The organism is Mycolicibacterium sp. HS_4_1, assembly GCF_054515875.1.
The window spans coordinates 1,800,653-1,814,143 of the sequence record NZ_CM137261.1; the positions used below are offsets into that span (position 1 = coordinate 1,800,653).

14 protein-coding genes are annotated in these 13,491 nt (G+C 67.2%); 7 read left to right on the plus strand and 7 right to left on the minus strand.

Going from position 1 to position 13,491, the window contains the following annotated elements; translation table 11 throughout:
- Positions 1-57: 57 nt before the first annotated feature.
- On the plus strand, positions 58-510 hold the full coding sequence (locus tag ACX12F_RS08530; RefSeq protein ID WP_459369166.1) for a hypothetical protein: 453 nt from the start codon (positions 58-60) through the stop codon (positions 508-510).
- Here the strand turns inward: ACX12F_RS08530 and ACX12F_RS08535 are convergent.
- Together ACX12F_RS08535 and ACX12F_RS08540 are read right to left on the minus strand one after the other, a co-directional pair.
- Positions 497-994 carry a GNAT family N-acetyltransferase gene (locus tag ACX12F_RS08535; protein ID WP_459369167.1) on the minus strand — a complete coding sequence of 166 codons (498 nt, stop codon included), beginning with the start codon at positions 992-994 and terminating at the stop codon, positions 497-499. The genes ACX12F_RS08530 and ACX12F_RS08535 overlap by 14 nt on opposite strands.
- Positions 991-1,413 carry a hypothetical protein gene (locus tag ACX12F_RS08540; protein WP_459369168.1) on the minus strand — a complete coding sequence of 141 codons (423 nt, stop codon included), beginning with the start codon at positions 1,411-1,413 and terminating at the stop codon, positions 991-993. Before ACX12F_RS08540 ends, ACX12F_RS08535 begins: the two co-directional genes overlap by 4 nt.
- A 312-nt stretch (positions 1,414-1,725) precedes the next feature.
- Here ACX12F_RS08540 and ACX12F_RS08545 point away from each other — a divergent pair, with 312 nt between their 5' ends.
- Positions 1,726-2,226 carry an LppP/LprE family lipoprotein gene (locus tag ACX12F_RS08545; protein WP_459369169.1) on the plus strand — a complete coding sequence of 167 codons (501 nt, stop codon included), beginning with the start codon at positions 1,726-1,728 and terminating at the stop codon, positions 2,224-2,226.
- 3 nt (positions 2,227-2,229) lie between these two features.
- Here ACX12F_RS08545 and ACX12F_RS08550 read toward each other — a convergent pair whose 3' ends face one another.
- Positions 2,230-2,673 (minus strand): MarR family winged helix-turn-helix transcriptional regulator, encoded by a 444-nt coding sequence (locus ACX12F_RS08550; protein ID WP_459369170.1) that lies wholly within the window; start codon positions 2,671-2,673, stop codon positions 2,230-2,232.
- 99 nt (positions 2,674-2,772) lie between these two features.
- On the opposite strand from ACX12F_RS08550, the gene ACX12F_RS08555 reads away from it, so the two are divergent.
- Complete coding sequence (locus ACX12F_RS08555) at positions 2,773-4,800, plus strand: ATP-binding cassette domain-containing protein (RefSeq protein WP_459369171.1); 2,028 nt, start codon at positions 2,773-2,775, stop codon at positions 4,798-4,800.
- Complete coding sequence (locus tag ACX12F_RS08560; protein ID WP_459369172.1) at positions 4,797-5,633, plus strand: CbiQ family ECF transporter T component; 837 nt, start codon at positions 4,797-4,799, stop codon at positions 5,631-5,633. The genes ACX12F_RS08555 and ACX12F_RS08560 overlap by 4 nt, the downstream gene beginning before the upstream one ends.
- On the opposite strand, the gene ACX12F_RS08565 is transcribed toward ACX12F_RS08560, so the two are convergent.
- The 3 genes from ACX12F_RS08565 to ACX12F_RS08575 are packed head-to-tail and all read right to left on the minus strand — an operon-like array spanning position 5,630 to position 8,620.
- Complete coding sequence (locus ACX12F_RS08565; RefSeq protein WP_459369173.1) at positions 5,630-6,952, minus strand: ABC transporter substrate-binding protein; 1,323 nt, start codon at positions 6,950-6,952, stop codon at positions 5,630-5,632. The two genes, ACX12F_RS08560 and ACX12F_RS08565, sit on opposite strands and share 4 nt — an antisense overlap.
- Positions 6,949-7,761: a carbohydrate ABC transporter permease gene (locus tag ACX12F_RS08570; protein ID WP_459369174.1), complete on the minus strand. Its 813-nt coding sequence runs from the start codon at positions 7,759-7,761 to the stop codon at positions 6,949-6,951. Before ACX12F_RS08570 ends, ACX12F_RS08565 begins: the two co-directional genes overlap by 4 nt.
- Positions 7,748-8,620, minus strand: a complete 873-nt coding sequence (locus ACX12F_RS08575; RefSeq protein WP_459369175.1) for a carbohydrate ABC transporter permease — start codon at positions 8,618-8,620, stop codon at positions 7,748-7,750. The genes ACX12F_RS08570 and ACX12F_RS08575 overlap by 14 nt, the downstream gene beginning before the upstream one ends.
- A gap of 38 nt (positions 8,621-8,658) precedes the next feature.
- On the opposite strand from ACX12F_RS08575, the gene ACX12F_RS08580 reads away from it, so the two are divergent.
- Both ACX12F_RS08580 and ACX12F_RS08585 read left to right on the plus strand, forming a co-directional pair.
- Positions 8,659-10,176, plus strand: coding sequence for a TldD/PmbA family protein (locus ACX12F_RS08580; RefSeq protein WP_459369176.1), 1,518 nt, complete (start codon positions 8,659-8,661; stop codon positions 10,174-10,176).
- Positions 10,176-11,546, plus strand: a complete 1,371-nt coding sequence (locus ACX12F_RS08585) for a metallopeptidase TldD-related protein (RefSeq protein WP_459369177.1) — start codon at positions 10,176-10,178, stop codon at positions 11,544-11,546. The genes ACX12F_RS08580 and ACX12F_RS08585 overlap by 1 nt, the downstream gene beginning before the upstream one ends.
- On the opposite strand, the gene ACX12F_RS08590 is transcribed toward ACX12F_RS08585, so the two are convergent.
- On the minus strand, positions 11,530-12,555 hold the full coding sequence (locus ACX12F_RS08590; RefSeq protein WP_459369178.1) for a threonine aldolase family protein: 1,026 nt from the start codon (positions 12,553-12,555) through the stop codon (positions 11,530-11,532). The two genes, ACX12F_RS08585 and ACX12F_RS08590, sit on opposite strands and share 17 nt — an antisense overlap.
- A gap of 14 nt (positions 12,556-12,569) precedes the next feature.
- Between ACX12F_RS08590 and ACX12F_RS08595 the strand changes: the two genes are divergently transcribed.
- Positions 12,570-13,412 carry a carboxymuconolactone decarboxylase family protein gene (locus ACX12F_RS08595; RefSeq protein ID WP_459370278.1) on the plus strand — a complete coding sequence of 281 codons (843 nt, stop codon included), beginning with the start codon at positions 12,570-12,572 and terminating at the stop codon, positions 13,410-13,412.
- Positions 13,413-13,491 lie beyond the last annotated feature (79 nt).

The window sequence follows — 13,491 nt, forward strand, 5'->3', positions numbered from 1 at the left end:
AGCGCGGTTGAGGAATAGGGGACCAATTCGATGTCGGACGTCGGTCGACTGGTGGGCGTGACTGCTTATGACCTGTCGGGAGCCAAGATCAGCAAGATTCACCAGGTGTACCTCGACCGGAGCGGACAACCGAGATGGGTGTCAGTTCACCTTGGATTGTTAGGCATCTCGGAGCCGCTGGTCCCGTTGGCCGGCGTGCGAGACGGTGACGACGGTTCGGTGCGGTTGGCTGTCGCGCGAGACATCGTCAAGTGTGCTCCGTCGATCGACGGTGCGGGTCACGTCACGCCGGCAGAGGAAGCCGGGTTGCTCGAGCATTACGGAATGTCCGCGGAGCAGACAACCGGACTGGATGCAGTCCAGTCGCCGTCTTCAACCTCGGGCAAACGCCTGCTGGACGCCGCTGCCGCGGCGGCGGGAATCGGCGGCACGGCAGCGAACACCGCCGCGCGCACCGCTGAGCCGGAGTCGCTTTCTGATGACTGCGATGAAGCGCTCAGAGAACCTTGAGGTGTGAGCCGGGCTCTGCGGCGGACTCGGCAGGCCCCAGGTGCAGGATCGGAAAGGGACGTCCGTCGCCGTCGGTTTCCGAGCGGCTCAAGGTGACGAAGCCGTGGCGATGGTAGAAACCGACGGCTTGGGGATTCTGCTCGTTCACGTCGACCACCAGGCCCGGGCTCTTGGCCACCGCGTCGGCCAGCAAGACCGATCCCACGCCGCGGCCACGATGCTGCTGGTCGATGAACAACATCTCCAGGCTCCCGCCTGCGACGCCCGCGAATCCGACGGGCACGCCATCGGAGTCCGCCACGGTCACCTCGACCAGCTTCAAGTACTCCTCGGCGAGGCGGCGTTCGTAGAAGTCGATGTCGTCGGCCGATAGAAAGTCGTGTGTCGCTTCGACCGCGCTTCGCCAGATGCGCACCAGCTCAGGCCATTCCGTGGGGCCGTGGCAGGGGCGGAGCGCGAAGCGATGCGGGGTGGTCACGTTCACAGGGTACTGACAGGATCGGTGACCTCACCAAGCGAGAGGTTGTTCCGGGCCCGTTGTTCGTCACCGTCGGCCGGAGCTGGGTTGAGTAAGTCGCCCCAATGCTTGAGGGCGGTGCGCACCGCGTCGGGACGGGACCTGCCCGCCAGTCGCAGGGAATGCCCGCCGGACAGCTCGACCAATGCCTCGGCCAGTACGTAGGGCGACATGTCCGAGTCGTGGGCGACACCGATCAGTTCCACGGCGGCGTCTTGCCACCGTCGCCGCTGCAATCCAACGAGGACGCCGACGGCAAGGGCCAGTACGCGACGTTGTGCCTTGCTGCCCGAGGCCGGCCACATCCCGCCGCCGTACAGCCCAGCGACGCCTCCGGGCAAATCACCGTCGGACTCCGGCGGTCCGCCGCCGACCGTGATCGACATGGCCATTGGTTACCCGCGCCATTGCGCAAGGCACCGGTTCGGGACCGGTGCCTACGCTCGCAAGTAGTAAACCTGCAACCCCGACTGGCAATGCCGTCGAGATTGCCGCCGTCGCAGCGGTCTTGACCACCGGCCTCTTGGATTGACCTCTCTTCTGTCTGCGCCAAATCGAATTGCCCCTATTCGCAATGGATTTCGCGCCCGGCTAAATCCAACCGGGCGGCAAAGGCAATGTTTGAGTGCCCCGCGGATCGAGCGGGCAAACCATGCCGATCTCAAAAGACTTGGTGCGCAGGCACGTAGGCTGGCCCCATGCGGCCCATCAGTTACACGTCAGCGTTTGCCCTGCTCGCGGGGTCGGCCCTGCTCACTGCCGGGTGTGGCTGGAGTCCGAAAGGCCCGGATCCCGCCCCGCAAGCAGACAAGTGCACGCCTGCTGATGGGCCGGCGCAGAACGTCGTGACAGCGTCCATCTACGCGTTGCCGGCACCGCCGTCGGGCAAGTGGACGCAGATGGGCAGCGGTCACACTGCGAATTGTGCGTTGTACTGGGTGCAGGTCGGCCAGAACAACTCGACGCCGGACAGCCCGCAGCAGGTGGTGTTCTTCAACAAGAACACGATGCTCGGCACGCCGACCGCCGACGCGCGGCCGTACATCACCGTGACTGCGAGTGCTCCGGACAGTGTGACGGTTCAGTACCAGTGGCAGCAGGCCAAGGATCAGCCGGGAATGCCCACGGGTATCGGCAGCGTGCGGTTCACCGTCGACGGTGGTGCGCTCAAGGCGCTGGATCCGATCCCCGGGCCGTAACCGTCAGTGTGCGGCGAGTAGGCCGCGCATGATTCCGACGGCGGCCGCCAGGGTTTCTCGGTCGGAGTTGTCGAGTTCTGCCAGGAACGGGTCGATGGCCTTGCCGCGGTCGGCACGGACCTGAGCCAGGGCTGCGACACCCTGCGGGGTGATGCTGATGAGCACGGCGCGAGCGTCGTCGGGGTCGACGGTGCGGGACACCAGCCCGGCGTCCTCAAGCCGACGGACCTGGGTCGTCATGGTCGGCTGCGAACAGTGGTCGATCGCGGCGAGGTCGGAGATGCGGGCGCTGCCTTCGCCTTCGATGGTGGCGAGCAGCCGGGCCTGGGCGAACGGCAACGAGAGCCGGACGCGCTGATTGGCCAAGCGGTTGATGCGTGCAACGACGGCGAGGAGATCCGAGGCGAGAGTTGTTTCGGTCGCCGGTGCAGCTGTCATGTTCAACATGGTTTCATAGATTCTCTATGTAGTCGAACAACCGCCGCGAGTGGTGACGGTCACAACACTGTTCAGTTTACTCGTCAAAACGCCTGGCAGAATTGTGCAATGACTGCTGCCGGCACCCGAGACAAGGCCGGTCCCCTCAATCCGGGCGAGTACGCCCAGGCCGCTGTGATGGCGGCGCTGAGCGCGGCCACCGCCATCATCGCCGTCGTCGTCCCGTTCGCCGCGGGCCTCGGCATGTTGGGCACGGTCCCGATGGGGCTACTCGCTTACCGCTACCGGCTTCGGGTGCTGGTGGCCGCGGCCGTCGCCGGCAGCACCATCGCGTTCCTGATCGCCGGGATGGGCGGCCTGATGACAGTGGTGTTCTGTGCCTACATCGGTGGCCTGACGGGCATCGTCAAACGGACGGGCCGTGGCATCGCCACGGTGCTGTGGGCCTCGGTGGTCGCGGGAGCGGTGTTCGGCGCCTACGTCATCGGCATCCTGCTGTTGGTGGGGCGGCTGCGGGAACTGATCTTCGCGTCGATGACCTCGAACATCCACGGCATCGCCAACATCGTCGCTGCGGTGCCCGGCGGCGAGCGCGCGGCCGAGGATCTGCGCACCGGGTTCGCCACCTTCCTGCACTACTGGCCGGTGCCGGTGATGCTCTCGATGATCCTGCACATCGTGGTCGTCACGCTGCTGGGCTGGTGGGCGCTGTCGCGAGTCTTGAAGCGGCTGTTCGGAATTCCCGACGTCCACAAGCTCGACACCGTCGAATCCACCGGTCCGGTGGCGCCGGTCCCGGCCCGGCTGCGCGACATCCGATTCCGATACCCGGGTACCAATCGTGATGCGCTCGGCCCGGTGAGCATGGACATCAACGAGGGTGAGCACGTCGCCGTCACCGGTGCCAATGGATCGGGCAAGACCACGCTCATGCTCATGCTCGCGGGCCGCGCACCGACCGCCGGCACCATCGACCGACCGGGTGCGGTGGGGCTCGGCCGGGCCGGTGGCACCGCCGTGGTGATGCAGCATCCGGAGAGTCAGGTGCTCGGCACTCGAGTGGCCGACGACGTGGTCTGGGGCCTGCCATCGGGGACTACCACCGACGTCGAACGGCTGCTGGGTGAGGTCGGTCTGAGTGGCATGGCCGACCGGGACACCGGCGGGCTGTCCGGCGGCGAGCTGCAGCGCTTGGCGGTCGCGGCCGCCCTGGCCCGTGAGCCGGCACTGCTGATCGCCGACGAAGTCACCAGCATGGTCGACCAGGAGGGCCGCGACGTGCTGCTCTCAGTGCTGTCCGATCTGACGCGGCACCACCGGACGTCACTGGTGCACATAACGCATTACAACGACGAAGCGGACTCGGCCGACCGGGTGGTGCGACTCGATGGCGCGAGCGACAACATCGAGATGGTCGCCACCGCGCCGGTGCCGATCGTGGCGCCCGGCATCGAACCCGGCGGCCCGGCGGTGCTCGAGGTCCGGGGCGTCGGCCATCAGTACGGCAGCGGAACGCCCTGGGAATCAACGGCATTGCGTGACATCAGCTTCACCGTCCACGAGGGCGAGGGCGTACTGATCCACGGGCTCAACGGCTCCGGCAAGTCGACGCTGGCCTGGATTCTGGCCGGACTCACCGTGCCGACCACCGGCAGCTGTCTGCTCGACGGCAAGCCGGTATCCGATCAGGTTGGTGCCGTGGCCATTTCGTTCCAGGCGGCGCGGCTGCAGTTGATGCGGTCACGCGTAGGCGCCGAAATCGCCTCGGCGGCGGGATTCTCGAAGCGCGACACGGCTCGGATCACCGAGGCACTCGCGATGGTCGGGCTGGGCCCCGAGCTGGCAGACCGGCGTATCGACCAGCTCAGCGGCGGTCAGATGCGCCGGGTGGTGTTGGCTGGGTTGCTGTCTCGTCGTCCGCGGGCCTTGATCCTGGACGAACCGCTGGCCGGGCTCGATGCTGCCAGTCAACGCGGTCTGGTGACGCTGCTCGCCGAATTGCGCCGCACCACCGGGCTGACGGTCGTCGTCATCTCGCACGACTTCGCCGGGCTAGATGAACTGTGCCCGCGCATCCTGCGGCTGCATCGCGGCGAACTCGCTGAAGCTCCGATCACTGCGGGAGGACGATCATGACCGCTCCCGCGACCCAGCGCCGGTCCATGGTGCTGCTGCGTCCCGTGCCCGGCACCTCGCCCGCCCACGAACTGTGGGCCGGCACCAAACTCATCGTGGTGGGGCTGTTCGGCGTGGTCCTGACCATGTATCCGGGCTGGGTGCCTATCGGCCTGGTCGCGCTGCTGGTGATGCTCACGGCGTGGCTGGCGCACATCCCACGCAGCGTGCTGCCGTCGGTGCCGCGCCTGGTGTGGGTGCTGATGTTGCTCGGCGGCGGCACGGCGGCGCTGGCCGGCGGTGAGCCGTTCCTCGACATCGCGTCGGTGCATCTGGGGCTGGGCGGCTTTCTGAACTTCCTGCGAATCACCGTGCTGTCCATCGTGCTGCTGGGCTTGGGCGGCCTGGTCTCCTGGACCACCAACGTCGCCGAGATCGCTCCTGCCGTGGCCACTTTGGGCCGCCCGCTGAAGTGGCTGCGGATCCCGGTCGACGAGTGGGCCGTCACGCTGGCCTTGGCTTTGCGCGCGTTCCCGATGCTGATCGACGAGTACCGCGTGCTGTTCGCGGCCCGTCGGCTGCGTCCCAAGGTGCGGCCCGCAACCCGCCGGGAGCGCCGGCGGCAACGTCGCGCCGAGATCGTCGACCTGCTGGCGGCCGCGATCACGGTGGCGCTGCGCCGCGGCGACGAGATGGGCGACGCCATCACCGCGCGCGGTGGGGTGGGTCAGATCGTCGCGAGTCCGGCGCGGCCGGGGTGGGCAGACGCGGTGGCGCTGCTGCTGGTGGTCGCGATGTGTGTGTTGTCGGTGTGGGTCGAGGTGGCGACCCCGCTGGCCACCCACCGGCTTTAGCGATCGGCGGCGGCGTTGGCCGCCCGCTGCGCGGCGGCCAGGGTCGCCGCGACCGGCGCGCGGCCCAGGAACATCTCGTCGAAAAACGGCCTGATGGCGACGAAGCCGGCCGGGAAGCCCGCGCCGCCCGGGGCTGGGAGACGAGGGCCGTCCAGCACTTGAAAGAAGGGCAGAACGTTGATCCCGCGCCGTTTCCAGTAGTCGAAGTAGACCGGCTGGGCACCGAGTACTGCGGGCACCGCTGCTCCTTTGGTGCCCAGGAACGCGTTTCCGTCGGTGCTGCCCATCCACGCCAGCACCGCACGCACGGCGTCGGGATGGCGGGTGGCCGAATTCGCGGCGGCGGCAATCCCGTTGGTGACGCTGACGCGGCCGGCCGGGCCGCTGGGCAACATCGCGACGCCCCAACGGAAGCGCGCTTGGTCGGCGATGGCGGCGAGGTTGTAGGTGCCCGACTGGAACAGTGCCATGCGGCCCTGCAGGAACTGGTTGCGGGAGAAGCCGCCATTGCCGTTGGTGTCGGCCGCCGACGGGGAAACCTGGTCGGTATTGATCAGGCCGACCACATACTCGAATGCCTCCCGTGCACCGGGGTTGTCGAACGCGAACCGGTCGCCTTCGCTGAACGTGCCGCCGGCCGAGCCGATGTAGTTGAGGTAGATCCCCTGTAGATCGTTCGCGGCGTTGTAGCCCCATTGCCGCACCTGCCCGGCGTCGAATCCCGGCGTCCCGGCGTGGTTTCCGTGCTGGTCCAGCGTCAGCCGGGCCAGCAGCGGACGCAGGGTGTCATCGGGGCCGGGGGACCAGTGCAGCGTGTCCAGCTCGGCCGGGTCGATTCCGGTGGCCGCCAGCAGATCGGCGTTGTAGTACACCGCAATGCCACCGTCGGTCAGTTGCGGCACCGCCCACAAGGTTCCGTTGCGGGTGAACTGCTGGTTCACCGAACCGTCCCACGCGTCGGAGGCGCCAGGGCCCAACAGTTTTCCGACGTCCAGGAGCCGGTCGGTGTCCGCGTAGCCGGCCAGGTAGGCATTGGACAGCCAGAAGATGTCGTCGGCGCCGCCGCCCGCGACATCGGTCCGCAGCGAATCGAAATACGACGCATACGCGACGACGTCCACCCGGACCTCGATGTCGGGGTGCCGACGGGTGAATTCCGCGAACGAGGCGCGGTATGCGGCAGCAACCTGGGCGTCCCACAGCCGCACCGTGACAATGGTTTTTCCGGCATCCTGCATCCGGCCCATGAGCACGGCGGCCACCAGCAGCACTGACATGGCGGCAGCCAGGGCAGTCACGAAGCGGGTCGAGAACTTCATTTCATGCCGGTGACGACGATCGAGCGGACGATGTGCCGGCCCAGCAGACTGAACAGCAGGATCAGCGGCACGATCGCGACGGTTGTTGCCGCCAGCACCACGGTCCACTGCGCGTCGAACTGGGACTGTAGCCCGGCGGTGGCGACGGTCAGCACGCGCCACGAGGAGCCGCTGGTGATCACCAGCGGCCACATGAAGCTGTTCCATTGCGAGACAACGGTGATCAGGCCCAGCGTGACGAGGATCGATCGGCTGGCCGGCAGCACCACGTGCACGATGACGTCCAAGGTGCCGGCGCCGTCGATGCGGGCGGCGCGAATGAGGTCGGCCGGGATGGACCGGAAGTACTCGCGCAGCAGGAAAATCGCGTAGGGCGAGCCGAACATGAACGGCAGCACCAACGCCCAGAACGTGTTACGAAGTCCTGCTTCGGCCATCATCAGGTACAGCGGCACCACGGTGACCGTCGCCGGCACCATCAGCGTCGCCAGGTACAGCCAGAACAGGGTGTCCCGCCCCGGGAATTCCAGCCGGGCGAAGGCGTAGGCGGCGGTCACCGAAAAGGTCAGCTGGCCCAACAGGATCACCGCGGTCATCAGGGCGGTCACCAGCGCGGCCCGGCCGAAGCCGGCGTCGGCCAGCGCGGTGTAGTTGGACAGCGTCGGCGGGTTCGGCAGGGACAGCGGTGATTCGGTGTTGAACTGGCGGGCCGAGGTGAACGATGTCAGCAGACCCAGACCGAACGGCACCAGGGTGATCATGGCGGCGACTACCAGCATCGTATAGATGAGCGCGTTACGTGAGGTCATAGCTGACCCGTCGGCGGAAGTAGAGGTGCTGGACCAGCGTGACGCCGAGCAGCAGGACGAACAGGATCAGCGCCATCACCGCGGCGCGACCGACCGCTGCCGAACCGAACGCCTCGGCGTAGATGCGGTGCGCGATCAGATCCGTGCGGCCCTCCGGGCCGCCGCCGGTCAACGCGTAGACGGTGTCGAAAACCTGCGCCGCACTGACGATTCCCGTCACCAGGACGAAGAACAGCGTCGGCCGCAGCATCGGCAGGGTGATGCGGCGGAACCGTTGCCAGGCCGTCGCGCCGTCGATTCGGGCCGCGTTGTGCACATCGCTCGGGATGGCCAGGATCCCTGCGAGGAAGAACAGCGTCACGTAGCCGACGTTGGTCCACACCGTGATTGCCGAAACCAGCGGTAGGGCCAACGCCGGGTCGGTCAGCCATTCGATGCGGTGCCCGAGAACCGTGCTGACGGCGCCGTCGGTGGGGCTGAGAATCCAGCGCCACAACACCGCAATCGCCAGCGGCGAGCAGATCCACGGCAAGACATAGAGCGTGCGGAAGAACCCGGTGCCCGGCAGTCCGCGGGCCAACAGCATGGCCGCCCCCAGCCCCAGGGCGGTTTGAACGGGCACCACCAGCGCGATGAAACCGAAGGTCACCGCCATCGAGCGGCCGAACGTCGGGTCGGTCAGCACGCCATGCCAGTTGTCGAGCCCGATGAACCGGATGGGGCCCAAGAGGTCCCACCGCTGCAGGCTCAGCCAGCCGACCACCAGCATGGGGAGCAGCAGGAACATGACGACGCCGAACAGGCTGGGAGCGAGCAGCGCATAGCCGGTCAGGGTATCCCGAAACCTGCGGCGTGCCACCGGATCATTAAAGCGTGTGGTGCTACTACGGTGTAGCCGTGACTGCGCTGCGACGGGTTGACGCCGACTTCCTGGCCTTGCCGCGCCATTTGCTGGCCGAGTCCGCGGTGTCAGCCGCGCTGGCCGCTGGCGCGAGCTACGCCGACCTCCGGGTGCACCGGATCACCACCGAGCACATTCAGCTGCGTGACGGCGAGCTGGAGACCTCGGTGGTGACCCGCGAGATCGGTCTCGCGGTCCGGGTCATCGTGGACGGCACCTGGGGTTTCGCATCGCACGCCGAGCTGAACCCCGAGGTGGCGGCCGAGACCGCCCGGCGCGCGGTGCAAGTCGCGGTGACGTTGGCGCCGCTGAATGCCGAACGCATCGAGTTGGCCCCGGAGCCCGTGTATGCCGAGGTGTCGTGGGTATCGCCGTATCGCGTCGACCCGTTCGACGTCACCGCCGCCGACAAGATCGCGCTGCTGGGCGAGTACTCGGGCCGATTGCTCGCGGCCGACGGAGTGGACCACGTCTCGGCGGGTCTGCAGGCAGTGAAGGAGCAGGTGTTCTACGCCGATGCCTTCGGTTCGTCGATCACGCAACAGCGGGTGCGGGTGCAGCCGATGCTCGAGGCCGTCGCCGTCGACACGGCCGCCGGATCATTCGAGAGCATGCGGACCCTGGCGCCGCCGACCGCTCGCGGGTGGGAAGCCGTGGCGGGTGACGAGGTGTGGGACTGGACAACCGAATTGGCCGAGCTGCCATCGTTGTTGGCCGAGAAGGTGAAGGCGCCGAGCGTGATCGCGGGCCGCACCGATCTGGTGATCGACCCGACCAATCTGTGGCTGACCATCCACGAGTCCATCGGCCACGCCACCGAATACGACCGGGCCATCGGCTACGAAGCCGCCTATGCCGGAACATCGTTCGCCACTCCGGACAAGCTCGGCACCATGCGGTACGGGTCGTCCATCATGAATGTCACTGCCGACCGCACCGTCGAACACGGCCTGGCGACCATCGGATTCGACGACGAAGGCGTCCGCGCGCAGAGCTGGGACCTGGTGCGCGACGGCGTCTTCGTCGGATACCAATTGGACCGGGTGTTCGCGCCGAAGCTGGGGGTGGCCCGTTCCAACGGCTGCTCGTACGCGGATTCACCGCATCACGTCCCGATCCAGCGGATGGCCAACGTCTCGCTGCAGCCGGGTGCCGAGGATCTGAGCACCGATGACCTGATCAGCCGTGTCGAAGACGGCATCTACATCGTCGGCGACAAATCGTGGTCAATCGACATGCAGCGGTACAACTTCCAGTTCACCGGTCAGCGGTTCTTCAAAATTCGCGACGGCAAGCTGGATGGCCAGCTGCGCGATGTCGCGTATCAGGCAACTACCACCGACTTCTGGGGGGCGATGGAAGCCGTAGGCGGAGAGTCGACCTGGCGCCTCGGCGGGGCCTTCAACTGCGGCAAGGCCCAGCCCGGCCAAGTGGCCGCCGTCAGCCACGGCTGCCCGTCCGCGCTGTTCCGCGGAATCAATGTGCTCAACACACGAACTGAATCGGGGCGTTGATGATCAGTGCACCGCAGGTTGTCGACCTGGTTCTGGCCGAGGCCGCTGGCCGAGGTCGAGCCGACGAGACCATCGTCCTCGTGACTGACCGGTCCACCGCATCGCTGCGCTGGGCCCGCAACACCATGACCACCAACGGTGAGTCGGTGAGTCGCGAAACCACCGTCATTTCGATTGTCCGCCAAGGGGATAAGGCCCGGGTCGGCGCGATGAAATCCAGTGAGGTCGATCCGGACGCCATCGCCGGCCTGGTCGCGGCGTCGCAGGACGCCGCGCAAGCCGCGCCCGAGGCTCGCGACAGCGCACCGGCACTGACCGGTCAGGAAGTGCCCGAGGACTGGGAGACTCCGTCACCGCTGACCGGGGCCGGGGTGTTCGGTAACATCGCCGCACGTCTCGTCGACGGTTTCCACCGCAGTGACGCGCTGTACGGCTTCGCCCGGCACGAACTCGACACCACCTATCTGGCCACCTCCGGCGGCATCCGGCGACGGTTCACCCAACCAACCGGCTCGGTGGAGATCAACGCCAAACGCGGCGACGCGAGTGCCTGGGCCGGGGTCAGCACCGCTGATTTCGCCGACGTGCCAATCGATTCCATGCTCGACGACCTGTGCCTGCGATTGGGCTGGGCGTCGCGGACGGTGGAATTGCCCGCAGGCCGGTATGAGACGCTGATGCCACCGTCCACCGTCGCCGACATGATGATCTACCTCGGCTGGAGCATGGACGGCCGCGGCGCCCAGGAAGGGCGGACCGCGCTGTCGGCGCCGGGTGGTACTCGGGTGGGGGAGAAGCTGACCGATCTGGGGCTGACGCTGTACTCGGATCCCTTTGCGCCAGGGCTGGATTGCCTGCCGTTCGTCGCGACATCGAGTTCGTCGGAGCGGGTGTCGGTGTTCGACAACGGCCTCGACATCGGCCGCGTCGACTGGATTCGTGATGGCGTGGTGAATGCGCTGGCCTATCCGCGTGCCGCCGCAGCGGAATTCGGCGCGCCCGTGGCCGTGCCTGCCGACAACCTACTGATGACCGGTGGCGCTGTGAGCCTGGCCGACATGATCGCCGGAACCGAACGCGGCCTGCTGCTGAGCACGCTCTGGTACATGCGCGAGGTCGATCCGACGGTGCTGCTGCTGACCGGCCTGACCCGCGACGGCGTCTACCTCATCGAAGATGGCGAGGTGACGGCGGCGGTCAACAACTTCCGGTTCAACGAGAGTCCGCTGGACCTGCTGCGCCGGGCGACCGAAGCCGGCGTCAGCGAAACCACGCTGCCTCGCGAGTGGGGCGATTGGGCCACGCGGGCACAAATGCCGTCGCTCCGGATTCCGGACTTCCACATGTCGTCGGTCAGTCAGGCGCAATAACTTTCAGAACCGCGGCGACGTCGTCCTCCGTGGTTGCCCAGGAGCACACGAACCGAACGATCGGTCGTAGCGGGTCGGGAGCGTGAACGGCGAAATATTGGCGGACCCGCGCGGTGGTGGTGGCGTCGAGGACGACGAATACTTCGTTCGCCTCGGTCGGTGCGGCCAGTCGCAGGCCCGCTGCCGTCATCCCGGCGCTGAGGGTCGCGGCCATGCGGTTGGCGTGGGCTGCGGTCTGCAACCACAAGCCGTCGCACAGCATTGCTTCGAACTGCGCCGAGACGAAGCGGTGTTTGCTCGCCAGGTGGCCGATTTGCTTCTGCACGAAGCGAATTCCGGGGAAGTGTGCAGGCCGGCGGACCAGTACGGCGTCCCCGAACAGCAAGCCGTTCTTGGTGCCACCGACGGTGACGATGTCGGCGTCGCCGATGGCATCGTGCGGATCGACATCAAGGGCGGCAACGGCGTTGGCGATCCGGGAGCCGTCGACGTGCACCAACAAATCGTGCTGGTGGGCGTAGTCGATGAAATCCGTCAGCGCGCCGGGTGACCAGACGCGGCCATTCTCGGTGGATTGGGTGATGGTCACGATGCGCGGCTGGGAATGGTGGACCTCGCCGCGGCGGGCGAGGTGCCGGTCAAGAGCCTGTGGCGCGATCAGGCCGTCATCGCTGGGCAGGGGCGTGAGCTGCGCGCCGGACAGGCGTACCGGCCCGCCGGCTTCGTCGAGCAACGCATGCGCGACATCGCTGCACAGAATCTCCTGCCACGGCTGCACGGCGGAGGCCAGCGCGATGATGTTGGCCGCCGTGCCGGTCAGCGCGAACAGCACGTCGGCGTCGGGAGCCTCGAAGGCGTCTCTGAGGGCCTGCGCTGCGCGTTCGGTGCTGGGGTCGGTGCCGTAGGAGCTCACCGGGCCCTGGTTGGCGCCGACGATGGCCTCTATCACCCGTGGGTGAGCACCAGCAGCGTTGTCGGAGGCGAATGCGGCCGAGACGGTCGAACCCATGCGTCGATGGTCTCATCGCGGCAATAATCCGGAGTGTGGAGGAGCTACTGACGTCCCTGATTGCATTGTCGCCGCCTACTGATCGACGGCTCAACGCGGCGATGCGGCAGACCTGTGCCGAGACGTTGGGCCTTGCGCCGTTGCCCTATGAAGAGGTGTTCGGGCCCGTGTCCGACGCCGAGCCCCTGGTGGCTGAGTTCGCCGAGCAATTCGCCACCGACGTGTCGGCGGTGACCTCGTCCCAGCGCGGGCAGCTCACATCGGTGCTGGGCGCCAACAGCTTTCGCGTCGTGACGCTGATGTTCGTCGCCGACTTCGTGCCGCGGGTGCGGGCCGGGTTCGCGGCGCTGGGCCTGCCGCCGGTGGTGGATCCCGACGGCTGGGATCATCAGACCGATCCGGTGGACCTGCTGCTCAACCAGTTCGCCAGTTCCGTCGGGGCGCGCCGCGAGCTGGACCCGGTGACGACCGAGGTGGTGCGACTGCGCGGCGCCGCTGCGCACAACTGCCGGCTGTGCAAGTCGCTGCGCGAGGGCATGGCGCTGGATGCGGGCGGCAACGAGTCGATGTACTCCGAGATCGAGCTGTACGAGTCGTCGTCGCTGCTGGACGAGCGGCAGAAGGCGGCGCTGCGTTACGTCGACGCCCTGGTCTGGACCCCGGCGCGGATTCCTGTCGAGGTCGCCGCGGGTGTGCGCGCGCACTTCTCCGACGCCGAGGCCACGGAGATCACGCTGGACGTCATGCGCAACGCCATCAACAAGATCGCCGTCGCACTGGGCGGTGACGCACCGCGGGTCGCCGAGGGTACCGAGCGCTATCTGCTCGGGGCGGACGGGCAGCCGGTGTTCTCGTAGCGGTTCTCCGGCGCCTCTGAAAAAACTTTGGTCACTTTGTTTTCGCTGGTCACGTAAGGTAACTGGCGTCACAGGCTCG